Source organism: Pseudoalteromonas sp. AS84, assembly GCF_038900255.1.
In the GTDB taxonomy this organism is placed as follows: Bacteria; Pseudomonadota; Gammaproteobacteria; order Enterobacterales; family Alteromonadaceae; genus Pseudoalteromonas.
In genome coordinates, this window is the sequence record NZ_JBBMQY010000004.1 from 256238 (window position 1) to 281719 (window position 25482).

Annotated in this window: 23 protein-coding genes; 11 read left to right on the top strand and 12 right to left on the bottom strand. The window is 38.4% G+C overall.

Annotated elements, in window-relative coordinates; all coding sequences use genetic code 11:
• Nucleotides 1-20: 20 nt before the first annotated feature.
• The 5 genes from WNY79_RS06900 to WNY79_RS06920 form a co-directional block, all read right to left on the bottom strand.
• The gene (locus WNY79_RS06900; protein WP_342875456.1) at nucleotides 21-863 is read right to left on the bottom strand and encodes a DNA ligase; all 843 of its coding nucleotides are present in this window, start codon (nucleotides 861-863) and stop codon (nucleotides 21-23) included.
• A gap of 33 nt (nucleotides 864-896) precedes the next feature.
• Nucleotides 897-1553: an HAD family phosphatase gene (locus tag WNY79_RS06905; protein ID WP_342875457.1), complete on the bottom strand. Its 657-nt coding sequence runs from the start codon at nucleotides 1551-1553 to the stop codon at nucleotides 897-899.
• A gap of 73 nt (nucleotides 1554-1626) precedes the next feature.
• Nucleotides 1627-1926 (bottom strand): hypothetical protein, encoded by a 300-nt coding sequence (locus WNY79_RS06910; protein ID WP_007376885.1) that lies wholly within the window; start codon nucleotides 1924-1926, stop codon nucleotides 1627-1629.
• A 105-nt stretch (nucleotides 1927-2031) separates the two neighbouring features.
• Entirely contained in the window at nucleotides 2032-4299 is a 2268-nt protein-coding gene (locus WNY79_RS06915; protein ID WP_342875458.1) for a TonB-dependent receptor, read from the bottom strand.
• A 433-nt stretch (nucleotides 4300-4732) separates the two neighbouring features.
• Nucleotides 4733-5593 (bottom strand): mechanosensitive ion channel domain-containing protein, encoded by an 861-nt coding sequence (locus WNY79_RS06920; RefSeq protein ID WP_076925435.1) that lies wholly within the window; start codon nucleotides 5591-5593, stop codon nucleotides 4733-4735.
• A gap of 200 nt (nucleotides 5594-5793) precedes the next feature.
• On the opposite strand from WNY79_RS06920, the gene WNY79_RS06925 reads away from it, so the two are divergent.
• From WNY79_RS06925 to WNY79_RS06945, 5 genes are all read left to right on the top strand, one after another.
• Nucleotides 5794-6003, top strand: coding sequence for a hypothetical protein (locus WNY79_RS06925; protein ID WP_076925434.1), 210 nt, complete (start codon nucleotides 5794-5796; stop codon nucleotides 6001-6003).
• Between the two features lie 210 nt (nucleotides 6004-6213).
• Complete coding sequence (locus tag WNY79_RS06930; protein WP_342875459.1) at nucleotides 6214-8349, top strand: M3 family metallopeptidase; 2136 nt, start codon at nucleotides 6214-6216, stop codon at nucleotides 8347-8349.
• Between the two features lie 138 nt (nucleotides 8350-8487).
• Nucleotides 8488-9339 carry a carboxylate/amino acid/amine transporter gene (locus WNY79_RS06935; RefSeq protein ID WP_342875460.1) on the top strand — a complete coding sequence of 284 codons (852 nt, stop codon included), beginning with the start codon at nucleotides 8488-8490 and terminating at the stop codon, nucleotides 9337-9339.
• A gap of 69 nt (nucleotides 9340-9408) precedes the next feature.
• On the top strand, nucleotides 9409-10740 hold the full coding sequence (locus WNY79_RS06940) for a glycerophosphodiester phosphodiesterase family protein (RefSeq protein WP_342875461.1): 1332 nt from the start codon (nucleotides 9409-9411) through the stop codon (nucleotides 10738-10740).
• 80 nt (nucleotides 10741-10820) lie between these two features.
• Nucleotides 10821-11555: a dienelactone hydrolase family protein gene (locus tag WNY79_RS06945; RefSeq protein ID WP_197185419.1), complete on the top strand. Its 735-nt coding sequence runs from the start codon at nucleotides 10821-10823 to the stop codon at nucleotides 11553-11555.
• A gap of 43 nt (nucleotides 11556-11598) precedes the next feature.
• On the opposite strand, the gene WNY79_RS06950 is transcribed toward WNY79_RS06945, so the two are convergent.
• On the bottom strand, nucleotides 11599-12522 hold the full coding sequence (locus WNY79_RS06950) for a LysR family transcriptional regulator (protein WP_197183997.1): 924 nt from the start codon (nucleotides 12520-12522) through the stop codon (nucleotides 11599-11601).
• Between the two features lie 157 nt (nucleotides 12523-12679).
• On the opposite strand from WNY79_RS06950, the gene WNY79_RS06955 reads away from it, so the two are divergent.
• The 5 genes from WNY79_RS06955 (at nucleotide 12680) to WNY79_RS06975 (ending at nucleotide 19087) form a co-directional block, all read left to right on the top strand.
• On the top strand, nucleotides 12680-13363 hold the full coding sequence (locus tag WNY79_RS06955) for a type 1 glutamine amidotransferase domain-containing protein (RefSeq protein WP_170072057.1): 684 nt from the start codon (nucleotides 12680-12682) through the stop codon (nucleotides 13361-13363).
• A gap of 116 nt (nucleotides 13364-13479) precedes the next feature.
• Nucleotides 13480-14061 carry a rhomboid family intramembrane serine protease gene (locus WNY79_RS06960; protein WP_342875462.1) on the top strand — a complete coding sequence of 194 codons (582 nt, stop codon included), beginning with the start codon at nucleotides 13480-13482 and terminating at the stop codon, nucleotides 14059-14061.
• A 77-nt stretch (nucleotides 14062-14138) separates the two neighbouring features.
• A complete protein-coding gene (yghU, locus tag WNY79_RS06965) occupies nucleotides 14139-14984 on the top strand; it encodes a glutathione-dependent disulfide-bond oxidoreductase (RefSeq protein ID WP_342875463.1) in 846 nt (281 codons plus the stop codon).
• 262 nt (nucleotides 14985-15246) lie between these two features.
• Complete coding sequence (locus WNY79_RS06970; RefSeq protein ID WP_170072054.1) at nucleotides 15247-17187, top strand: EAL domain-containing protein; 1941 nt, start codon at nucleotides 15247-15249, stop codon at nucleotides 17185-17187.
• Nucleotides 17188-17707: 520 nt separating this feature from the next.
• Nucleotides 17708-19087 carry a VCBS repeat-containing protein gene (locus WNY79_RS06975; RefSeq protein ID WP_342875464.1) on the top strand — a complete coding sequence of 460 codons (1380 nt, stop codon included), beginning with the start codon at nucleotides 17708-17710 and terminating at the stop codon, nucleotides 19085-19087.
• Nucleotides 19088-19175: 88 nt separating this feature from the next.
• Here WNY79_RS06975 and WNY79_RS06980 read toward each other — a convergent pair whose 3' ends face one another.
• Both WNY79_RS06980 and WNY79_RS06985 read right to left on the bottom strand, forming a co-directional pair.
• On the bottom strand, nucleotides 19176-19631 hold the full coding sequence (locus WNY79_RS06980) for a hypothetical protein (protein WP_342875465.1): 456 nt from the start codon (nucleotides 19629-19631) through the stop codon (nucleotides 19176-19178).
• A gap of 12 nt (nucleotides 19632-19643) precedes the next feature.
• Nucleotides 19644-19919 carry an EF-hand domain-containing protein gene (locus WNY79_RS06985; protein ID WP_076925422.1) on the bottom strand — a complete coding sequence of 92 codons (276 nt, stop codon included), beginning with the start codon at nucleotides 19917-19919 and terminating at the stop codon, nucleotides 19644-19646.
• Between the two features lie 311 nt (nucleotides 19920-20230).
• On the opposite strand from WNY79_RS06985, the gene WNY79_RS06990 reads away from it, so the two are divergent.
• Nucleotides 20231-21088, top strand: a complete 858-nt coding sequence (locus WNY79_RS06990; RefSeq protein ID WP_024604677.1) for a PA4780 family RIO1-like protein kinase — start codon at nucleotides 20231-20233, stop codon at nucleotides 21086-21088.
• Between the two features lie 24 nt (nucleotides 21089-21112).
• Here WNY79_RS06990 and WNY79_RS06995 read toward each other — a convergent pair whose 3' ends face one another.
• From WNY79_RS06995 to WNY79_RS07010, 4 genes are read right to left on the bottom strand one after another with little or no spacing between them, the layout of a single operon-like run.
• Nucleotides 21113-21787: a response regulator gene (locus WNY79_RS06995; protein ID WP_076925510.1), complete on the bottom strand. Its 675-nt coding sequence runs from the start codon at nucleotides 21785-21787 to the stop codon at nucleotides 21113-21115.
• Between the two features lie 39 nt (nucleotides 21788-21826).
• Complete coding sequence (locus tag WNY79_RS07000) at nucleotides 21827-23272, bottom strand: ATP-binding protein (RefSeq protein ID WP_197185413.1); 1446 nt, start codon at nucleotides 23270-23272, stop codon at nucleotides 21827-21829.
• The gene (locus tag WNY79_RS07005; RefSeq protein WP_076925420.1) at nucleotides 23272-23802 is read right to left on the bottom strand and encodes a hypothetical protein; all 531 of its coding nucleotides are present in this window, start codon (nucleotides 23800-23802) and stop codon (nucleotides 23272-23274) included. The genes WNY79_RS07000 and WNY79_RS07005 overlap by 1 nt, the downstream gene beginning before the upstream one ends.
• A 9-nt stretch (nucleotides 23803-23811) precedes the next feature.
• A complete protein-coding gene (locus WNY79_RS07010; RefSeq protein ID WP_342875466.1) occupies nucleotides 23812-25473 on the bottom strand; it encodes a YHYH protein in 1662 nt (553 codons plus the stop codon).
• Nucleotides 25474-25482 lie beyond the last annotated feature (9 nt).

Consider the following 25482-nt stretch of genomic DNA (forward strand, 5'->3'; position numbering starts at 1 on the left):
CTTTGTAAAATTTATAAATGTTATAAACTGTCTCTGGCACGTAAAAAACTAGCGAAACGCGGTAAACCATTTTTTGTTAAACCATGAAATCGATATGTTACAGTGCTACCTATCTCGGGCGGGGCTGCGCGCTGTGCATCACTAAACCCAGTACCAATAGAAAACACCTGCCCTTGTGCTGTTTTTACTCTTAATGCCCCTAACATACCTTGGTACTTGCCTTTACCTGGTAAATGCGCAACTACAATCGCTTCAGCATCTAAATAAGGCTTTAATTTTAGTAATGAATTGCTCCGTCCATTACTGTGCTTAGCACTAGCCAAATGAAGCATTACGCCCTCACCGCCCTGTTTAGTTATGTTTTCAAAATACTCTGTAAGCTGCTCATTATTGGTAAAGCTATATTGAACTACAACACTAATATGCGGCGAGTTTAGGCTAGTAATGAGCTCATTATAGTTTTTATAGCGAGTGCTAAAAGGCAAGTTTTTATCTGGCATATCAAATACTTTATAAGTAATAGTTTGCCAATCATGATTATTAGGTTTTTTAGTTCTTACTATGCCACTAAGCACAGAAAAGTGCTTACGCTTGGTCCATAGCTCACCATCAAGCCATACATTTGGCAATGTGGCCGTAAACCAACTTGGCGAATTGATAATATTGCCCTTGCGAGTAACAAACTGCGTGCCAGTCCATATAGCTCTGACACCATCATATTTTTCACTGACTAAATATTTACTTACATCGTAATGTTTAGTTTCGTCATATACTTTAGCCAGTAAAACAGAGGGTTGTGCTGCACTTATACATCGCGTAAAAAGTACAGCAACAATTAAAAGCAGATGTTTAAAAGTAAACATTGGCGCATCCAAGCAAGTAAAAGTTGGCTTAAACTATAGTTGAGATTGCGCCCATTGCCAAAACTCATCTAAGTTACTCATTTTATAGGTAGCTTGGCTAAAATCATGATCTTTAGTGTGGCTATTAGCAATAGCTACAACACGTAACAAGGCGTTGTTGGCCGCCGTAACGCCGGTAAATGTATCCTCAACAGCAATTGCATTGCCAGCTTGTATATTTATCTGCTTAAGCGCCAGTAAATATGGGTCTCCTGCAGGCTTAGGATTAGTTACATCATCTTTTGTTACCACCGTATCAAACAGCTCATAAAACCCTAAACCTTTAAGTATTGGCATGGCTTCACTTTTAGCGCTACCAGTTACTAGCGCCATTTTTAAGCCACTCGCTTTTACGGCTTTCAATGTTTGCTCTGTAAATGGCATGAGTGGCGGTAAATGTGTTATTACAAATTCGCCAAATAGACGGTATTTTTCATCCGCTAAAAACTGTGCACTTACCGATAAACTATGCTCTTGCTTAATCTCTATTGCAGCTTCTAAAGTCGGTCGCCCCGAAAAACGCTGACAAAAATCATTTTCTAAATAACTAACACCATAAGGCTTAAGTAGTTTACTCCAACATACAAAATGCATGCTTTCTGAATCAACTAATGTGCCATCCATATCAAATAATACTGCTTCTAATGTCATCCTCATTCCTTATTTAACCTAAGCTAAATTTTGATAATAAAAAAGGCGCCTAAGCGCCTTTATTAAATTGTAGTTATTGCGTTAGACCAGCTGGTGGCTCACCAGTGGCTTCTTCACCCGTATCAACATCAACAAGCTCATAGCCACGCGTTTTACGCATAACTTTAAGTACAGGTTTTTCAAATGCTGTTTTTAAGCGTTCTGAGTCATCTTTCAATTCATCTAAGGTCGTACCAAAAGGGGCTGCGCCAGTTTCTGACCAGTTAGTTACTTTACCATTTAGGTTATATTCTACTTCGTGTATTTGATATTGCGCTGCTTCGTCTTTCGTTGCTTCACAAAAAATTACACGGTAATTCCAAAATCCAGCCATTTTCTTATCTCTTTAAATTAATTAACGCTACTTTACCAGCTTTATAAAAACATAAAAGCCTGCACAAGGCAGGCTTTTAAAAATTAATATAATTTAAGGTTATCTTTAGAAGAAGTTAACTTTAAATTCAGCACCAACATAACGCTCTTCGTTAACAATACCTGTATTGTTATTGAAATCTACTGCGCCAATAACTTGTTGCTCGTCAAATAAGTTACGAACAAAAGCAGCTACTTCGTATTCGTAATCGCCTTCAGACCATGTGTAACCTGTACGCAAACCTGTTTCAATAAGCTCTTTACCTTCAAACTCTACCGATTCGTAAAGGAACATATTGATTTTACTGCGATAAGAAATATCACCGCTTGCGAAGAAGTTACCATCGGCAAGTTCTTTAGTGTAGCGAAGCGTAAAGTTAGAGATCCACTCAGGCGCATGCGGTAAGCTATTACCATCAAGTACAGCAAGCCCAGAAGCATTAATTGGGTCAGTTACAGTACATTGTGCACAAACAGCTACAGCTAAATCGTTATCTTTGATTTCTGTTTTGTTATAGCTTAGGTTAAATGTTGCATTGAACTCATCGCTTAATACCCACTGCGAGTCTAACTCAAAACCATAGCCTGTTGTTTTATCAGCATTAAGCAAGCGGTTAAAGTTAGCACCACCACCGACAGCGGTAAGTTGCTGGTCATCCATTGTGTAGTAAAACACAGTGGCATTAACACGGCCTTGCCCATCTAGCACGTCTGATTTAATACCGGTTTCGTAAGAAGTGATTGTTTCTGATTCAGCTGTCGTTACATCATTACCAAACAAAATACGACCTTGTAAACTAGGTGCGCGGAAGCTGTTAGCTACGCGGCCATACCAGTTTACATCGTCGTTTACTTTATAGCTTGCCGATAAATCCCAGCTAATATGATCATCGCTCACATTTTGTTTAACCGGTGCTAAGGGACCTGCGCCAATTGGGCTAAGTGTACGGTCTGCTACAAAATCTTTGTCATCATCAGAGTAACGAAGTCCCGCTGTTACTTTTAAATCATCTGAAAAAGTATAATCTACAGAACCAAATACAGCCCAAGCAGTTGTGTCTTGTTGTTGGCGAACATAACCATTTAAAACACCATTATTTGAAGTGTCATAACTAAAGTTTTCAATCGTTAGTTCTTCATCGAAGTAAAAAACACCTACTTGATAATTTAAATCGCCATCAAAGTTACTAGATAAACGTAGTTCTTGCGTCAACTGGTCGTGATCTGGAATACCATCAGCACTTTCTGAAGAAAAAGGAATAAAATCAGGTCCCATAGCAACTGGAACGTCATCTATTGAGAAGCCGCCGTAACCACCGTCAATATCAGCACGCGAATATATTTCAGCACTTTCCCATGCAGAAATTGAAGTGATTGTGTGGTTTTTAAGTTCCCACTCAAGCTTTAAGCTTGCACCTTCAGATTCTACTTGTTGAGTAGAGCGAGATGCCGCATCTTGATAAACAACATCACTTTCATAGTTATCGACTAGCTCATTAGTACCCGTTTTAATTACATTTGCACGAAAGGCAATTGGCGAGCCATCTAAATCACGTGTGTGATAGTTTAATAAAGCAGTAAAATCATCGCCTTCATATAAAAATTGAACACGTGCCGCTTTTTCAGTGTAACCACCTTGCTCGTCTTTAGCTTCAAAGCCTGGCGCTTGGTTATCAATGTAATCGTCTTTATCTTGCCATAATAATGAAACACGAGCAGATAAACGGTCAGTTAAAGCACCACCTACAGCACCACTTGTGTCTACAGCGCCACGGCTACCGTATGAAACAGAGCCATAACCATCAAATTCTTGGCTTGGTTTAACAGTATCAAACTTAACAAGGCCAGCCGGCGTGTTACGTCCAAATAAAGTTCCCTGCGGTCCACGTAATACTTCTACGCGTTCAACATCAAATACTGGGAAGCCTTTTAAAATTGCATTTTCTTGAACGACTTCATCAACAACAAGTGATACTGGTTGTGATGCATTCAGATCAAAATCGGTATTACCTAAACCACGAACGTAAAAGCGTGGGAATGAACGACCAAATGAAGATTCAATTGATAAACTTGGAATTTTCGCATTTAAAAAACGAATATCCATACCAGCTGAGCTATACGCATCAAGGTTATCACCTTGTAGAGCAGATACTGCTACTGGTACTTCTTGAGCGTTTTCTACACGTTTACGAGCTGTTACCTGAATAACTTCTAGTTGGTTACTTTTTTTAGCTGCTTCTTCAGCGGCTAAAGAAGAAAATGAAGTACCTGCTACTGCAGAGAACAACGTTGCATTGATTAGGGTGGCTAACGTAGATCTTTTCATTGCTTTCATGTTGGGTTTAACCTTTTTTGTGCACTCTTGTTCAACGGTTTTTTGTGTTGCGCTACTTATACCTTGAAGGTAAGTTGCGGGCTCGTTCAATTTTTCGCGACTTGCGTCATGCGCGCGGACCTTATTATCGAGAGTACAAAAACGATGCTATAAGGCTGAACGAACGATTAAGATTATATCATTTTGTAATAATTTTACTGCATAAATATTGACATAATTAGAAACTTTTTTGCAACATTTAACTACAAGATTACGCATTTTTATCACTATTTAGATGCAAAAACCCAATAATGCGGACATATGTCCTTTGTTGATTTTAACAAACTGGAGTAGGAAGAATGGATTGTTTTACATGTTAACCTAAAATAGAAACATCTACTTATATACAAATAAAGCCATCCAAAAATGACTTTAAATAGCTACTGTATTTGGATTATGAGCGCTTAAACGCAATTTCACCGTCGATATGAATGTCGCGCTGAGGGAAGGCAATCACTACATCATGCTTTTCAAATACAGCGTAAATACTAAAACGAATATCACTGCGCACTTTTCTAAGCATGGTTTCAGACTCGGCGCACACCCAAAAAATAGCATTAAATACGAGCGAGCTATCAGCAAAGTCATCAAATAATACCGACGACTTTGGATTAACCAATATTGCTTCATGGTCGTCAAGCACTTGTTGAATAAGCTTTTTAACCAGTATCACATCTGAACCGTATGCAACACCTACACTGACCGATGAGCGTGCATTGCCATCTATTAGCGTCCAATTTGTTACTGTATTTTCGAGCAATTGAGAATTAGGAATAAGCATATGTACGCCGTCATTTCGACGGATACGCGTTGAGCGAGTGTTAATTGTTTCTACTACGCCTTTTGCATTCCCTACCTCTAAAAAGTCACCAATACGTATTGGGCGTTCCCACATCAATATCCAGCCACTAATAAAGTTATTTATTATGTTTTGCGCACCAAAGCCTACACCAATGGCTATTGCACCCGACACAAAAGCAAACGCAGTCAGCGGTATGCTTAATACTTCTAAAGATGTAAAAATTAAAATTGCGATACTTAAAATAAAGTAGATACGTGTAAATAAATGCACGGCATCTTGGCTTAGTTTTTTTGCCAATAATGTTTTTGTTATTAGCTTGCCAATACGCGTCACAATAAACCAAATAGCGAAAAGTATTAAAGGCACTTTAATAATTTTTGCTACGGTAATGTGTACATCGCTGTAACTAAATACAACAAAGGCAAGAATTTGGTTTATGTGTTCTAACGTCATTTATTTTCCAAAACAAGCAAAGGAGCGCTTTAAATTAAAATCTCTATAAAATGAAAGCGGTTCAGTGTTGGGTAAGTTTAGCAGTCATAATATAACTAAAACGCCAAGTTAATAAGTTCAATATGCTTTTTATGAACAATTTATTAACTCTTTATTGCACCGAGTGCTATATAAATAGTGTACAAGCACTGGAGATCACTATGTCACAACTAACTTTAAATCAAAGGTTGGCAACATTGCAGCCACAGGTAGACTTACATTTATTTGAAAGTAGTCTAGATTATCGAAATAAAATTTTGTGTCTTCTTGCGGAGCAAGAGCAAGCCTTGGCAACTATTAACAAAGAATTTGGCCAACAACAACCTAGCAGTTTTGGCTCTGAGAGAAAATTTGTACTTGGATATAACTAAGTAAATAATGGCTCGACCGATTAATTAAGTAGCTCAAGTGTTTACTTTTAGAGCTACTTTTACCTACCTTAAAGCTAAATATTAGCTAATTTGCGTTCAAATCCCCCTTAATACCGATAAACTTTATTGTATAAACTCCAAAATTTGATAAGTTAACTAGGTTTTTCGACTCGCAAAGCCTATTCCGGCTAATCTTTTTATGGAGTTATTATGCGTAAAACCCTGATCGCCACTACTATTGCTAGTGCCTTAATATTATCGGCCTGTTCATCTAACGATACACAAAACATGCCAAAAGAAGGTGCAGCACAAGTGCAAGACATGAACGCAAACAATGTTTTATTTAAGCCAAGCCCATTACAATACATGGCACCAGAGTTTGATAAATTTGGTACAAAAGACTACGAAGCAGGCTTCGACGCTGGTATTGCGCAACATACAGCGCAAGTACAAGCGATTGCTAACAACCCTGCTCCTGCTACATTTGAAAACACATTAGTTGAAATGGAATTGTCAGGCGAGCTATTAAATCGCGTATCGACTGCGTTTTTCAATTTATCAGGCTTAATCTCAGATGACGAATACCAACGCATTAGCAAAAAAATGGCGCCGGTACTATCTGCTCACTCAGATGATATTTACCTAAATGGTCAATTATTTAAGCGCGTACAAACAATTTACGACAATCAAGATAAATTAAACGCTGAAGATCAACGCCTAGTTGATTTTTACTACAAGCAGTTTGTAAAAGCGGGTGCTAAGTTAAACGACGCTGAAAAAGCTAAAATGCGTGAAATTAACTCAGAACTAGCTCAGCTATCTACTGAATTTTCACAAAACATTTTAAAATCGTTTAAAGAAGACGTTATTGTAGTTACAGATAAAAGTGAATTAGCAGGTCTTTCTGAAGGTGAAATTGCCGGTCTTGCAGCTTCAGCTAAAAAAGCAGGCAAAGACGGCTACATGATCACGCTTGTTAACACAACACAGCAGCCTATTTTAAGCAGCCTTGAAAACCGCGATCTACGTGAGCGTATTTTTAAAGCCTCTGCAAACCGCGCAGCAAAGACCAACGGTCCTATTATTATTAAAGAAACCAACCTACGTGCCCAAAAAGCAGAGCTTTTAGGCTATAAAGATTGGGCTTCTTATGTAATGACGTCGCGTATGGCGCAAACAACTGAAAACGTTTACGGCATCCTTGATGACCTAGCGCCAAAAGCAGTTGAAAAAGCAAAAATTGAAGCAGCTGCTATTCAAAAAGTGATTAACGATTCAGGCGAAAGCTTTGAGCTTAAACCATGGGATTGGACTTTTTATGCTGAAAAAGTACGTGCAGAAAAGTACAACTTAGACCCTGCACTTGTTAAGCCATACTTTGAAATGCAGTCAGTTATTCACGATGGTTTATTTTTTGCGATGAACAAACTTTACGGTATTACGTTTAAAGAACGTAAAGACCTTCCTGTTTATCATGAAGATGTAACCGTATACGAAGTATTTAACGCTGATGGCAGCGCTATTGGTTTATTTTACTTAGACCCATATGCACGTGAAGGCAAACGTGGTGGTGCATGGATGAGCGCATACGTTAGCGAAAGTGGCTTAAAAGGCACTAAACCTGTTATTTACAATGCGCAAAACATTCCAAAGCCTGCAGAAGGCGAACCTACGCTAATGACGTTTGACGAAGTGTCTACTATGTTCCATGAATTTGGTCATGCTGCACACGGTTTATTCTCAGACGTAAAATACCCAAGCTTAGCGGGTACTGCAACGGCGCGTGACTTTGTTGAATTTCCGTCACAAGCAAATGAAGATTGGATGATTGAACCAACCGTTCTTGCTAACTATGCGAAACATTACAAAACAGGTGAGCCAATTCCACAAGCTTTACTTGATAAAGTACTTGAATCGCAAAAATTCAACCAAGGTTACGGCACTACTGAATATTTAGCCGCTGCCCTACTTGATATGGAATGGCATTCATTTGGTTCTGATAAGAAAATTACTGACGTTCAAAAGTTTGAGCAAGACGCATTAGAAAAGCATGGTATTGCTTACTACCCTGTACCACCGCGTTATAAATCAAACTTCTTTAGCCACACATTTGCAGGTGGTTATTCAGCAGGTTACTACGCGTACCTGTGGACTGAAGTATTTGCAGCAGATGCCTTTGCACATATGGAAAACAATGGTGGCTTAACCCGTAAAAATGGTGACAAGTTCCGTAAAGAAATCCTATCTAAAGGTAACAGCCGCGACTTAATGCAAAGCTATATTGAGTTTAGAGGTCAAAAACCAACAACCGACGCACTACTTAAGCGCCGTGGTTTGGTTGAATAATTAATAGCTTAGTTGAGTAATTAATAACGTAGTTTATTAATTTTAAACTTTATAAAAGCCCGCTTGCGGGCTTTTATTGTTTATACATTAATTTATAACAGATAAACTGCTGCCATTAATTATTTAAAGACGACGGTTATGCGGTACTTATTTGCAGTAACTTTACTTTGGGCATTTTCATTTAGTTTAATTGGCGTGTATTTAGCAGGCCAGGTTGATGCATGGTTTAGTGTATTAATTCGCATAGCACTAGCAACTCTCGTATTTTTACCATTTTTAAAGCTTAAACATACGCCTAAACCTTTAGCCTTAAAGCTTATGCTGATTGGCGCTATACAACTTGGTGTTATGTATAGCTTTTACTACCACTCATTTTTATTTTTAACCGTCCCAGAAGTACTACTATTTACAGTAATGACCCCTTTGTACATTACCTTGCTAAATGATGCATTGAACAGACGCTTTAACCCACGCTTTTTTATAGTCGCGCTTATTGCTGTAATCGGTGCAGTTACCATTCGTTACGAAAACCTAAATAGCAATTTTATAATCGGCTTATTACTCGTTCAAGGCGCAAATATAAGTTTTGCTGTAGGCCAAGTTACCTACAAACGATTAATGAATAGCAATCAGCTTGACGATAAAACCGTATTTGGATGGTTTTTTATAGGCGCACTTATTATTGCCACCATTTGTTATGCGTTATTTGGTAACTCAAACAAATTACCAACCACTTCCACTCAGTGGAGCATACTGATTTATTTAGGAGTCGTTGCATCAGGCCTTGGTTACTTTATGTGGAATAAAGGCGCAACACTCGTCAACGTTGGAGCTCTGGCAGTCATGAATAACTTACTAATCCCAGCTGGGATTATTGTTAACGTGCTTATTTGGAATAGAGATGCAGATATAGTTAGGTTAAGTATTGGGGCAGCTATAATGTTAGGTGCATTATTGGTGAATCAAATTATTAATAAAAAAGTAAATTAATAAGCTTGTAGCTAAATTGTCATTAACAATCATTAAGGTAGTAAAAATTTTACTTTTTAAGGATAAACAATGAAGCGTATTACCTTACTTACAAGCTGTATATTGTTAGCCACACTTGCAGGCTGCGATGACGATGTAGAAATAGTAGAAAAAGAAGTCGTTGTTACCAACACCGAAGTTGAGATTATTGAAGTACCTACGCCTGTTATTGTAGAAGTGCCAAACGGTAACGCTCCAGATATTCAACTAGGCACTCGTCCATATTATTTAGTCAATGATATGAGCGACAGCGCTTTAAAAACACAATTAGAGTCGTGCAAAGAAGGTCCTTTTTATCGTACTGACTTTTCTATTGGTCATCGCGGTGCATCAATGCAATACCCTGAACACACTAAAGAAGCCTACATTGCTGCAGCCAGAATGGGCGCAGGCATTGTTGAATGCGATGTTACATTTACAAACGACAAAGAGCTTGTTTGTCGCCACTCTCAATGCGACTTACACACCACAACTAATATTTTAGCCATTCCTGAACTTGCAGCTAAATGTAGTGTCCCTTTTACATCCGCAGACCCTACTAACGGTATTGCCGCTTCAGCTAAGTGCTGTACCAGTGATATAAGCTTAGCGGAATTTTTAACCCTTGAAGGTAAAATGGATGGCGCAAACACTAATGCAACTACCGTTGCCGATTACATGGATGGTACTCCAAATTGGCGCACTGATTTATATGCCACCCAAGGTACATTAATGACCCATAAGCAAAGCATTGCATTATTTAATGAGATGGGGGTAAAAATGACCCCAGAACTTAAATCGCCACAAGTAAGCATGCCATTTGATGGAATGACGCAAGAGCAATATGCGCAAAAAATGCTAGACGAGTACACACAAATGGGCGTGCCAGCCTCAAAAGTTTATCCGCAATCGTTTAACCTTGATGACGTAAAATACTGGATTAACACTAACCCTGACTTTGCAGATAAAAGCGTATACCTAGATGGTCGCGACAGTGAAGCCGGATTTGATACAAGTAACCCACAAACATGGCAACCGGGTATGGATGAGTTAGTGGCTGATGGCGTTAAAATTTTAGCCCCTCCAATTTGGATGATGCTAACAATAGATAACGAAAGCAATATTGTGCCATCACAATACGCAATTGACGCTAAAGCAGCAGGTTTAGAGCTTATTGCATGGAGCCTTGAGCGCTCAGGCCCGCTTAATGAAGGTGGTGGTTATTACTATCAATCAATTGCTGATGTTATAGATAACGATGGCGATATGATGACGGTCGTTGATGTGCTCGCACAAGACGTGGGGGTAATGGCTATATTTTCAGATTGGCCGGCTACCGTAAGTTATTACGCTAGTTGTAATAAAATGCCTGCAAGTATTTAAATACTCGACAACAAAAGTCGTTTATTTTATCGCGCTCAGTTACCATATCATTATATAATTTTATTTAACTGAGCGCTTTTATGATAATTCAACAACATAATGCAGACTTGCCAACACCTACAGGTTTAATGCGAACAACAGTATATCGCCCTCAGGCGCAAGGACAGTTCCCTGCTATTATTTTTTATTCTGAAATATTTCAGCAAACTGCACCTATTGCTCGCAGCGCAGCTATTTTAGCAAGCCATGGTTTTGTCGTGTTAGTACCGGAAGTGTTTCATGAGTTAAATCCTATAGGCACTGTGCTTGCTTATGATGATACAGGTAAAGACAAAGGCAATGCCGACAAGTGGGCAAAGCCACTTGAGCACCACGACAGCGACACACAAACTATGATCGACTTCATTAGATTGCAAAGCTATTGCACAGGCACCGTCGGCGCAATGGGCGTATGTATTGGAGGGCATTTAGCTTACAGAGCGGCACTAAACCCTGAAATTAAAGCGGCTTTTTGCTTATACGCGACTGATATTCACAGCGACACATTGCCTGCACAAGCTGGAAACAACTCATTTGAACGCATGGCTGATATACAAGCCGAAATTCACTTTATATGGGGTAAACAAGACCCGCATGTGCCAAAGGAAGGCCGCACTAAAATATACCAGCAATGCGTAAGCACTGGCATTAATTACCAATGGCAAGAAGTTAATGCCCAGCATGCCTTTATGCGTGATGAAGGTGAGCGATACGATGCAGCCCTTGCAATTAATATGTATCAACAAGCGGTTGCATTATTTAGCCGTACTTTATAAGTGTTTTATAAATGCTTTATAAATATTTAAAAAGCGAAAATAATTAAACACTTTTCAGCATACCTAAAGCGGTATGCTGTTTTACAAAGTACGCTTTTAAGTAATCAATAAATAATCGTAGTTTTTTAGAACCCGCAGCTCCTGGTGGAAATACCCCATAAAGCTCTATATCTTTACTTTTATAATCATCTAATATTATTTCAAGCAGCCCAGCTTGTACTTTAGGCCACGCATCGTAAAGCGGAATACGCCCAATGCCATGTCCTGCTTCTACAAATGCCGTACGCGCAGCTGCATTATTAGTACTTAACCCGCCTTGCATTGTAATGTCGTGTTTTTTACCATCTTTTGAAAGCGTTAAGGTTTTACTTCCTAGCTGATAAACCACCCATTGATGATCTGCCAATTCTAAAGGGGTTTTAGGCTTCCCAAAATGTGTAAAATAATCTGGTGCACCACAAATGCAGGTACTCATTGTTGTAAGCTTGGTTGCTTGCAAGTTCGAATCGCTAAGTGCCACGCCTCTAATTGCAAAATCGAACCCATTTTTAATAATATCAACCACATCGTCAGTAAGCTGTAAGTCTATTTGAATTTTAGGGTATTGGCGCTTAAACGTATTTATTGCGGGCACAATTAGCTGCATTCCTACATTTACAGGGCAGCTAATTTTAAGTAAACCTTGTGGCTCACTCTTTATATTTTCTATTTGTTGGTTAGCCGCATTAGCTTGTTCGGTAATTATTCTACAACGTTCATAGTAAGCAATGCCCGCCTCAGTGAGTGCCATGGTACGAGTTGATCGATTTAATAAAGTAACTTCAAGCTGAGTTTCTAACTTTTTTAAATGATAACTTGCTACGGCTCGCGTAAGCCCTAACTGTTTAGCGGCAGCGGTTAAACTGCCTTGCTCTACAATTTGCGCAAATACGACCATGCTCTTTAACTGCTCAAACGACACCTTCATGTGTGCTCCGTAGCGTGTTTTAAATTCAACCCACTTATTGTATCAATTATTAAACCAATAAAGTTAAATTTATCATCGTTGTTTAAAGCTCTGTTAGTGCATATAGTAATTGGTAAGCAAGATAAACTAATTCAAATCATCAGAAGGAATATATTCAATGTCTAAAAAAATACTTATGGTTCTTACATCTCACGCAGAACTTGGTAACACTGGCGAAAAAACAGGTTTTTGGGTAGAAGAATTTGCAGCCCCTTACTATGCATTTGTTGATGCAGGCGTTGAAGTAACACTAGCGTCTCCAGCTGGCGGCCAACCACCAATTGACCCGACAAGTACACTTGTCGATTTTCAAACAGATGCAACAAAACGTTATGACGCAGATAGCGCAGCACAAACACTTATGGCAAACACTAAAGTATTGAGTGAAGTGAACTCAAGCGACTTTGATGCTGTATTTTACCCAGGCGGTCACGGTCCATTATGGGATTTGGTTGACAACACTGATTCAATCTCACTTATCGAAAGCTTTGTAAAAGAGCAAAAGCCTGTTGCTGCGGTATGTCATGCAAGTGCTGCATTTTTAAATGTTAAAGATGCTGATGGCAATGCATTAGTAGCGGGTAAAAAAGTAACTGGCTTTACTAACTCTGAAGAAGCTGCAGTGCAACTTACCGATATCGTGCCATTTTTAGTTGAAGATGAGCTAATCAAAAAAGGGGGCGATTATCAAAAAACTGACGACTGGGGCGTATTAGCGCTAGTAGATGGTTTAGTAATTACTGGTCAAAACCCAGCAAGCTCTGAACTAGCAGCCAAAAAACTATTAACTAAACTAGGTTAATAGTGAGTAAAAATTAAAAATAAGCACAGCATTTTATGCTGTGCTTTTTTAATTGCTTTTCATTAGCAAATACAATTCCTATACTGGCAACTCTTAAAGTCAATTAGGGCGATTATATGGCAACCAAGCCAACCACACTGTCATTACTAACTAGTACCCGCTTCGCAATTTTTAGTATTGTTGTTCTTTGCTTCGTACTACAAGTGATCAATAGCCTACCTGGTATAAACCTAAATGGTTTAGGCATATATCCACGCAGTATCCAAGGCTTAATAGGCATACTATGCGCACCTTTTTTACATGGTAGCTGGTGGCACTTCGCCAGTAATATGATCCCATTTGTAGTGTTAAGTTGGCTAATTTGCCAGTACAGCGTAAAACGTTTTTATAACGTATTTATTTTTACCGCTCTAGTTGGTGGACTGTTAGTTTGGGCATTTGGGCGCAGTAACATACATGTTGGTTTAAGCGGTGTTATATATGGTTTATGGGGCTTTATTCTATGCTACGGCTTAGTAAGACGCTCATTAAAATCAATTATAATTGCTGTTGTAGTGGCTATACTTTATAGCGGTTTTATATGGGGTGTTTTACCTCAGCGCTATCATGTATCGTTTGAAAGCCATTTATTTGGAGCGCTAAGCGGATTGTTTTTAGGTTATAGATTAGCAAAAGCCGATAAATTAAAAGGTCGGTAAATTAAGTATTAGGGCCTTTAATTAATTTTTTATGGCCACATTTACCATATATGTATTTCATCTAACAGAGGTTATTTATGAGTGATAAAAACGAATACACGCCACCAAAAGTATGGACGTGGGAAAGTGAAAGTGGCGGTAAGTTTGCCAGCATTAATCGCCCAATTGCAGGCGCGACTCATGACAAAACTCTACCTATTGGTGAGCACGCATTTCAGCTTTATTCTCTTGCTACGCCAAATGGCCAAAAAGCTACAATCATGTTTGAAGAGCTTTTACAGCTTGGTTGCACAGATGCAGACTATGACGCATATTTAATAAATATAGGTGATGGCGATCAGTTTGGATCTGACTTTGTTGATATTAATCCAAACTCAAAAATCCCAGCGCTAATGGATCATTCAACCACGCCACCTACTCGCATCTTTGAATCAGGTTCTATTTTACAGTATTTGGCTGAAAAATTTGATGTACTCATCCCTAAAGATTTAAAAGCTAAAACAGAGTGTCGTAACTGGCTATTTTGGCAAATGGGCTCAGCACCTTACTTAGGTGGTGGGTTTGGCCATTTTTATAGCTACGCACCAAGTAAAATGCAATACCCTATTGACCGCTTTACAATGGAAACTAAACGCCAACTTGACGTGTTAAATCGCCATTTAGGCGAAAATGAATACATGGCAGGTGATGAATACTCAATTGCCGATATTGCAATTTGGCCTTGGTATGGCTCGCTTGTTTTAGGCGACTTATATGATGCAGCTGAATTTTTAGATGTTGCCTCATACACTCATGTTGTTCGTTGGGCAAAACAAGTTGCTGATCGTCCTGCTGTAAAGCGCGGCCGCCGCGTAAATCGCACATGGGGCCCTGAAGAAGAGCAAATGGCAGAGCGCCATAACGATAGCGATTTCGAAGGTTAAATCTATAGAACAGCGAGTAAAGTTCTTAAGACTTTAACCTGCTTGATAATTTTAAGGCTCAAAATAAATATTTATTTTGAGCCTTTTTACTTTTTAAACTTTTTTTATCCCTTCTGTAAACTATATTTACTTTTACATTAAAGTTTTATTTAGCTGCGTAAAAGCTTATTAAGCTCTTTGTATTACCAGTATTGCATTGGTGGAATTTGCTAAATGGTTTACTTAATTCCCTAGGGGTTGTTTTTGAAAAAGGTTTTAATTAGTGCCATATAACAATTTAAGTAATAATGAGCGAAAAGAAGCGCTCAAAATTTTATACTCAAATGCTATTTCCGGAATTGCAGTCTCTGTATTAGTCAGCGTTGCTTTGGTATTTGCTTTTGATATAAATAATGAGGAAGCAAACCACGATAAAATAGTATGGTTAGGCATAATGATGTGCGTACTTACTTTACGAATTATTGATTTGGGTCTTTTTTTTAAAGATCAAAATTCTAGCCAACCTTACAATACACATTGTTATTTAAATCGCTTTGCTATTGGTTGTATATCAACAGCCGTATCTTGGTGTGGCTATGCTCTTTGGTTTCACAGCACTTCATCTACGGTGGAAGTTACTACGACCATTGCTATTTTATCAGCGCTTGCCGGTGGCTCTGCAAATTTACTTTCTGGCAGTCGTTTTACCGCTGTTTTATACAGTTTTACTTTATTGGCGCCCTACTCTTTTTTGCTAACGCTTTCAAACAATCACTACCAACACGTATTGGGGCTGTTAGGTTTAACTTTTGCCACCATTATGATTGCTTCATCTTACAAATCAGCCACATTTACACACAGTGCAATCAAGCTCAAAAACCAAAACAGAGAGCTACTTAATGAAATGGAAAACAAGGTAGAGCAACGCACTGAAGAAATTTACCACCTGTCTAATACCGATCCACTCACAAATTTATTAAACCGAACCGCATTTTTAAAAAATGCAAACAAACAACTAGCAGATAACCCTAAAGAACCCTTTGCTTTATTATTTGTAGATTTAGATGGCTTTAAACAAATAAATGATTCATTGGGGCATAAAGTAGGCGACAAAGTATTAAAAGAAATAGCACTGAGAATTAGTAATATATGTAACCAACAACTTTTTAAATGTCGATGGGGCGGAGATGAGTTTTTAATTTTAGCAACCTATCAAAATCAAGCTGAGCTTATCGAATTTGCTAATAAAGTACTTAAAAGTATTAGTGCCGAGCATGAAACATATAAATATCAAAAGTGGATATCAGCAACGATGGGGATTGCCATTTATCCAGAACACGGGAGTGATTTAAATACTTTAATTCGCTCTGCTGATACTGCTATGTATCACCAAAAACGCATTGCTAAAGGTAATATCAATATTTATAACGATTCACTCAAATTAAAACAAGAAAGAGAGTATCTTTTAAGTCAACGCTTAGCCAGTGCGATAGAAGAAAATAGTTTAAGGCTAGTATTTCAACCAATTGTAGATAGTAAAACATCAAAAGTAACCTCTTTCGAATCATTATTACGCTGGCAATTAGACGGTGAAAATATTTTCCCTGATGAGTTTATAACTATTGCCGAGCAATACGGTTTAATAACTCAATTAGGCCTTTGGGTAATTGATCAAGCCTGCATACAAGCTAAAAAGTTTAGCCATTTACAACCCCAAATTGCAGTAAGCGTGAACGTATCGGTTATTCAACTGCAAGATCCTGATTTTGTAACTAAGGTATTAAAAATAGTAAACAATTACCAAGTAGAGCCTAAAAACCTACACATTGAAATTACCGAATCAGTATTTGCCGAGGATAAACTCACATTTTTAACAGCCGTTAAAGCACTACAAAAACAAGGTTTTTGTATTTCAATTGATGATTTTGGAACTGGCTATTCATCACTATCAAGCATGCTTGATATTGGTGTAGATATAGTAAAAATAGACAGAAGTTTTATTCAAAATATGGATAAAAGAGGGTTAAGTATTATTCATGCAATTGTACAAATGGCCTCATCTTTAGATTTTACGGTTGTTGCCGAAGGCGTTGAAACTATTGAACAAGCAAACACGCTTACTAATATTGGTGTATCTCACCTGCAAGGTTATTACTTTTCAAAACCAATGGAAGTAAATTTTGTAGATGCCTATTTAAATGAGCAAAATAAACAGTGTAGTTAACAGCCAAAACCCGCTAAAAGCGCTTAACTGCCATATTAGTTTTGCGCTACCTTTCTTATTAGGACTTGTTTATCTTTCGAGGTTAAATTTACAGCAGACTGTTTGGTATTTAGGCAAGGCAGAGCCTATGTAGTGTGGTACTTCCCCATAAATAGGCGATAACGTAGCATAAATGCCAAACATGCGCTGCCCGAATGGCTCTGCCTAGGGGAGATTGACTCTTTGTTATTAGGTTACAAACCTCACGCCGCGATTAAATCTTCCTTGGGTTGAACAAATTTCAATCCTGAAAGTTCAACAAGCCCTCCTTAAAACATAATCTTACAATTACTTACACCCGATACATAGTTATTAGCGTAGGCTAAATATAAACCAACTTACATAAGTGTATTACGTTTAAATTTACGCTAATTAGCAAATCACCAGCGCGAGACCCTACGTTAAGTTGTGCGCTGATGTTGCTTATATAAGTGAATAATAAAAATGTAACGATACAACTAAATATAAAAAAGGAATTTGCATGATAAAACCACTTTGCTATTCACTCATCACTTTAATTACCCCCATTAGCGCTATAGCTCAAACAATGGCAATAAAAACAACGGATGAATTAGTATCAACCGATTCAGAGATTTTATTTGCATATAATAAAGAATCAAAACAATTAGAAGCCATCAATTTACTCACATCACTAAGTAGTGAACTTGCTTTACCAAAAAATGCCATCGGGTTTGATGTGGCTACACTTGCTAACATTACCGATAAACAAGCACTCATACTAACAAGTGATGGCGTATACAAAGCCCTAGCTGGTAAACCTACACTGTTGTTTAATTATGAGTCGGTTCTAAATCAATTAAAAATAGATAAATTTGAAAAAGTAGACTTTGTTTTCGATGCTAACAATGACGGTCTAAGCGATATTTTCATTCCTGGGTTAGTAAGCAGTACTTTATACATTCAAAATAAAGATGGCAGCTTTAAGCCTAACCAATTTAAGCAAACGCCTAAGTATGAAGGCTACTTTTCAGGAAAAGGGCTCTCTTTAGAAGTTAATATTAATAATAAACCTGTCGTTATTGATTTTAACCACGACGGATTAAACGACCTGGTTTTTTCAAATGACTTTGGAGCAGATGTACTACTTGCTAATTCAGAGGGCTTTGAGCAAAAGCTCACCTCAATTAATTTTAACATCGAGTTAGGCGAGCTAAGCAATGGCGAAACTCGCAAAATTAAGCAAATTATTGATATTAATAACGACGGATTTCTAGATTTTACAACTAGGCAGTTTAAACCTACGCAAGGTATGGATTCGTTAGATATAAAAATAGCGCACACTTTGTACCTAGGAAGTGCTAAAGGGTTTAGTAATACGCCCATTCCCTTATTTGAAACACAAGGCCCTAGCGAGTTATTACTCAAAACAGATTTTAATAATGATGGTTTAATTGATTTACAAAAAATGGATTTAGATATTGGCTTAGGTACTATTGCGTCTATGGCATTAGGCGGCGGCAGTACTGATGTAGATGTAGAAATGAATCTTTATAAGCAGCAACCTGATGGCTCATTTGCCAATAAATCGAGTATCGAACTTGATTTAGAAATGGAAGTGGGAATGAATGGCGATGACTCCGAACCAGCACTCTATTTAGGTGATATTAACGGCGACAGCTATATTGATGCAGTATACAAATACAGTAAAAAAACACTGTATATTTATTATGGTGAGCAAGACTCACTGCTAAATGATAAGCGTAAAAAATTAAAGTTAACGCTGCCTAAGAATAATAAAGATATTCTTTTGGTAGATATAAACCAAGACGGTAAAAAAGATTTTGTATTTAAATTTACCGAAGAAGATGGCACCAGCAAAATAGAAACGCGTTTAAATTAAGCCATTAAAAAAGCCCAACAGAATTAACCGTTGGGCTTTGGACTTAAGACTTTCGAGTAACAGTCAGCTTTACTCTAAGTTATAACACCTAAGCAGTTACATTTAGCAGTGAATCGCCTTCACTTAAACCAAACTTCTCTTGCACTGATGCAAGGATTGATTCTTTATCTTCATCTGACAACTGGCTTGAATACTCAGTTAATAGCTCATCTAAGTAGCTTACTACTTCGTCTGTATCTACTGATTCTAATGAGTTTTGTGGCGGTGGCGGCGGTCTTTGACCTTCCACTCGTCCTGCATCACCTATACTTTTAGCATCAAACTCAAGTTCGCTCATTAAATCAGCAAGCTCTTTTGTTGGCTCAATACCTTGTTCTTTAAATGCCGCTTGAATACTTTGCGCGTCTTCTGCGCTTAAGTTTCCTGCATCAAACTCTGCAAGCGTTTCTTTAACAAAATCGCTTTGCTCTGTTGTTAATTTTGAAGCTTGGCTGCTTTGTTGCGATATGAAACTCGCAGAACTACCACTAATACTATTAATCATTTTATTATCCTTTCAACGTTCACGACGAGGTGGTTTATGTTCGCTAAGTTCTTGCTCACTAATTTCACCATTACCATCAGCATCTATAGAATCAAAAATTGTTTGTGCATCGCCGTGCGGCGGTTTTTTTGCACTAAACTCTTCAAAGCTGATTACGCCATCACCATCAGTATCAATAGCTGAAAAGTCAGGTTTTTCAGGAGGATTGTCACCGCCTCGAGCAGCTACATTAGCTGAAAAAGCAATAGATAATATTGCCACAGTGGCAAGAGTTGAAAAATGCTTCATAGTAATAACCTCGTATTTAAGAATTAAACTAAGCTTACGCTTTAAAAACGCAAACAATGTGCAAATAATGAGGAAGTAATAAATTATTTTAATAAAAAATAGTAATCTAAATACTTATTTAAAAAGTTCTGGTTGATTGCTTTGCAATCAATATATAAGCTAATAAAATAATACGATTAATTACTCTCAGGCAGTAGTGTTACTGCCCTTAATTCTCAAAGCTGATATACTGCTTGAGCCAATTAAACAAACAAATACAGAGCACTTTCATAAATAATGATTAATAACCAACCCTACTTAGCAGGCAATCTGTGAAAATACCTAAACGCCTACAACCCCTTGTTGATGATGGCCTTATTGACGAAGTTATAAGCCGACTAATGAGCGGTAAAGAAGCCGATGTATTTATTGTCCGCTGTGGTGAGCACATTCGCTGTGCGAAAGTGTATAAAGACGCGGTTAAGCGTAGCTTTAAAAAAGCGGCACAATACCAAGAAGGCCGAAAAGTACGTGGTGGACGCCAAGCGCGTGCTATGGGTAAACGCTCTAGCTATGGCCGCCAATTGGAAGAAGAAATTTGGCAAAATGCCGAAGTTGATGCGTTATCTCGTTTAGCTGGCGCAGGTGTACGTGTTCCTGACACTTACTTTTGTATTGATGGCGTGCTGCTTATGGAACTTGTGTCGGACGAGGACGGTAACGTAGCCCCTCAACTTGGGCATGTCGTTTTTAGTGAAGAGCAAGCGATTGAGCAGTATAAACTCATGATACATTACATTAAGCTTATGCTTTGTGCAGGTATAATACACGGTGATTTATCCGAATTTAATGTACTTGTAGATAATAACGGCCCTGTAATTATAGATTTACCGCAGGCAGTTAATGCTTCAGCAAATAACAGTGCGCAAGCTATGTTTGCACGTGATGTAAATAACATCCGCCGCTACTATGGTGAATTTGCGCCAAGCATACTAAAAACTCAATACGCTAAAGAAATGTGGGCACTATTTGAAGAGGCCAACTTAACGCCTAATTCAACGCTTACAGGTGAATTTGAAGACAGCGACGAACTTGCTGATGTAGATTCTATTCTTGATGAAATTCAGGCAGCAGAATACGAAGAGTTTGACCGTTTAGAGCGAATTAAAAATGCTGACGATGATGAGTAACTCATCGTCATAGCTCATTCTACTTTACTGTGGATGCACAAATCGGTAGCCAACCCCATAAACAGACTGGATAACACTTTCAGTTTGTGTCACTTCATCTAGTTTTTTACGCAACTTTTTAATATGGCTATCAATAGTACGGTGGCTCACAATACGCTGATCGGCATACATAGTATCCATCAAACTATCACGCGAATAAATACGATTTGGGTTGTTAAACAAAGGTTTAAATAGCTGAAATTCAAAGTTTGTCAGCTCTATACTGCTTGATTTGTATTTTACGCTGTAGCTGCTCTCGTCAAGCTTCATTGTTGACTCTGTAACATCACTTGCGTTATTTAATCGCCTTAAAATAGCTTTTACGCGTGCCACCAGCTCAGCATAACTAAACGGCTTACAAATATAATCATCTGCACCTAATTCAAGCCCAAGTAATCTATCTATTTCTTCTACCTTTGCCGATACCATAATAATAGGCACGTTTGAAAAGCGCCTGATTGCTTTACACAGTTCAATACCACTTTGACCTGGTAACATTATGTCTAGCAAAATTACACTCGGCCTGTTAATTTCAAGCCAAGGTAATACGTCATTCCCGTGATGTATTTGATGAGTAATAAAGTGATGGCTACTTAAAAAGTCACTCATTAAGTTAGCTAGCTTTACTTCATCTTCCACAATCAGTATTTGTTCACTCATAGGCATCTCTGTAAGTAACCTCAACTTTATTTTTATAAACTAAATAGTTGGCAATCTAATAATAATAGCTAGGCCGCCTAAACTGGCTTTTTCTGCAGCTATCTCACCTTTATGACCTTTAACTATATGCTGGCAAATAGATAAACCTAAGCCAGAACCGCCCTCTTGGCGATTACGCGAACTATCTACTCGGTATAAATACTCAAATAAATGCGATAAATGCGACTGCTCTACACCTACGCCATTATCTTCGATTATAAGCTCTAAATAAGTTTGCCCTTTAATACTTATATTGCTAGCCGTTAATGAAATAGTTGTACATTGTGCATAGTGTACTGCGTTCATTAAAATATTATCGAGTAGCTGCAAAAGGCGTGTTTTGTCTGCTTGTACAGTTATGTGTTTAGCGCTATTTAATAGATAAAGTTTTATACCATGTTGTTCAAGCACAACCTGATATTTCTGCTCAATAGTATTTAATAATAACGCCATGTCAGTAGGTTGCATAGTGTAGTGCATACCTCCTAACTCTGCGCTATTGAGCATATGCAAGTCGTCTATTAAGCGTTTTAAATGCAAGGCTTCATCGTTAGCCGAACTTATATTTTTTGCGTTCGGTTCTCGTATGCCAAGTAGCATAGCTTCAAGCTCACCGAGTAAAATGCTCATTGGCGTCCTAAGCTCATGGGAAATATTAGCAAGCCAACGTTTACGCACTTGCTCGTCTTTGGCGAGTGTAAATGCAAGGGTATTAAAATCTTCGCTTAATTGGCCTAATTCATCTTTTCGCTCAAGCGTAAGTTTGGTCTCGTAATTACCTTGCGTTAAGCGATGCATACCGTTAGCAATTTGCTTTACTGGACTAACTAAGTGGCGAGATAATAAAAAGGTAACCAGTAATGTTAGCAGTACCGCAGCTAAAGCAATAAACCATAAGTAGTTAGTTTGCTGCTGTAAAAAATCAAGTTCGTAGCCATCAACCAAGCTATCTCTTTTAGAAACAGCTAAGTAACCTACTATTTTATCGTTAACTATAATTGGGGTTGTTATATATTTTAAATCGTTGAGGTATTTTCCCACTAATCGCTGTTTATTTTCGTCAAGCAAAGCGTAGTGAGCAATATTTTCTGGCGGTGGGCGACGATCCTCTCCTAAACGCATATGATCTGGCGGCGGTCGTCGCATCACTCGCCCACGCGGACCAGGTCCTTCTTGGGGTCTAGGTAAAAATTGGCTACTTTCTAACTGCGCTTCAACACGTTTTCTAAAATTTTCGCCACTGCCGACAACACGTTCCCATGAGGGTGTCTGTTCGTACTGCTTTGCTAGTTGCACAACAAGTGGTTCAAGCGCTTTCACCTCTTTTGCATTAACAAAATCAATTACGCCTTGCCCTATACTCCACTGTATAAGTACCACCAGCCCTGCAATAACACTAAAAGTAAAACTAAATAGTATTAAAAAAAGTTTATTATGAATTTTCATTAATGCGTATTTTCAACCTTGCTAGGAAAGCTTTCAAATCGGTATGTTATAAACTCTTTGGTTTGATCGTTAACATACAATGTAGCAACTATTTTTTTGCCTTGGGCGGTCCAATACATATGACCATGATTATTTAAAGTAACCGATACGGTATTTATACCACTTTTAAATAAGTTAGCAGGTAAATGCAATGCATGTCCGTAAATTCGCTGTATTTTAACCCCATTTATATATAAATGAGCATGACCTTGTAAAAAACCCGTGTCATTGTTTGTAGTAACGCTCATCATTTGCTGCATGTTCATTGCGCCCTCAGGCGGCACAGACAAGTCATAGCGCTGAGTATCTAAAATTAAGTTATAACCCGACATACTATCTTTTAATAACTTAAGGCTTAATGCCGGAATTGTCGTATCACTTGGCACTGCTATAGGCATATGGCTATGATCCATCATTTCCTGCTGCGCAAAGAGCTTAAAGCTCAATAGTGCAGCAGAAGTTAGGATCAATGCGTATTTAAAATAACGCATAGTTACTCCTTACACTCCCGGTGGTGGACCCATTGTTTCGCCCGTATCACAGCGACCAATTGAATTATCAGCTAATTGACCTTTAAAACGCGGGCCAATTTGATAAGGGAAAGAAGGCTGTAACTTACCATCGCTGTCTAACGTAAGTGTTATATGGTAGTGATAACCCTTGCCATCATTAGTATCGTGGCCGTTATGCTCATCTAATTGAGCACCGGTTACTGTTTTTTGTGCGTAGTAATAATCTTCAAAGTAATACCCATCGTCAGCATTTAATGTATTACCAGAGAGCGTAGTCACTTCTGCACCAATAGCAGGGCCTGCATCACTTGTTTGTGTGCCTAGGCTAACGTCATATTGATCTACTAAAGTACAGCTTCGCTCGCCCTCAGTACCGCAACCACCTTCGCTTGTAGATGCGCCGTAATCACGCATTTCCCAGCCGCTTAATGCAAGTTGACCGTTACTTTCATAAGGACCGTAAAGTGGATAACCATCAGCTGCAAAGCCATAAATAGGTGAATGCGCATCGCCATCATCTTCAAGTAGATTAGCTAAGCAACTCGTATAAAAGTGATGATGATATTCACCGTTAGCTGCATGCCCGCCACACACATCAACATCATATTGCTCAGCAATGGGCGCTAATGTATACCAGATATTATTACCGTAACTCATACCATCGCCCCAGTTAAATATACTGGTGCCATTAACCATTAAGCCAACGGTGCCTAAACCTGTTTCACAAGTTTCAGTCTCAGATGAATCGGTAGGTGTTATCGGAAAATACGCCTCAACCGCTTGTTCTGTTGGGCAACCGGGTCCTGGAGGCCAATAACCTGCCCCGCCTGTGTCATCACAGTTTTCAGTGCTGCTGTTATAGCCAATATCTTCACCAAACGAAATAGTTTGACCTACTGCTGCTGAGGTTACACCGTTATAGAAATCAGTAGCTGCACGCGGACGGTTATTTAACGCGTCTACTTGGACCTGTGTAAGCGTTACGTCATATTTAGGAATGTCAGTTGTATGCACATACATGTATTCAACGTCAGCATCATCTTGTGTAACGCTAACAACTTCAACCGATTGCACGTCTTCAACCACTGCACCATTATTTTGTATGTAAGTAGAGGTTGTATCGTTGTTGATCAACCAGCTGGTAAGTTTTGCACTATTATCAACTGCGCCGCTATCAAAGTCTGATGAAGCAACAACATTAATTATAATTGTATCTACAACTACATCGTTTGTTCCGTCATCTGCACTGATTTCAAATACAAGTGCTTCATCGGTTAATACCTCTGGGGCAACAAACTCTGTAGACGTTGCTGTACTTGAAGATAAGCTAACGGTAGTGCCTGATGTTTGTGACCAACTAACTGATACTTCATCATCATCTTCAACTGTTGAACTTAAATAAACGGTATCACCCGCATTAACAGTTTGGTCACTACCGGCGTCAACCGTCGGAGCACTATTACTGACTATTTCGCCGTCTGTTGTAGTACTTGTTGAATCGCTATTACATGCGCTTAAAGCGATACAAAGCGCACTTAACGCAAATAGCTTAGTTATATCAGAGGCTTTTATTTTAAGAAGTGTTTTCAATGCTTGAACCTTTACTTTAACGTTTAATAAAACAAAGTTAACAAGTAAAAGTGCAAGCAATGTGCACAA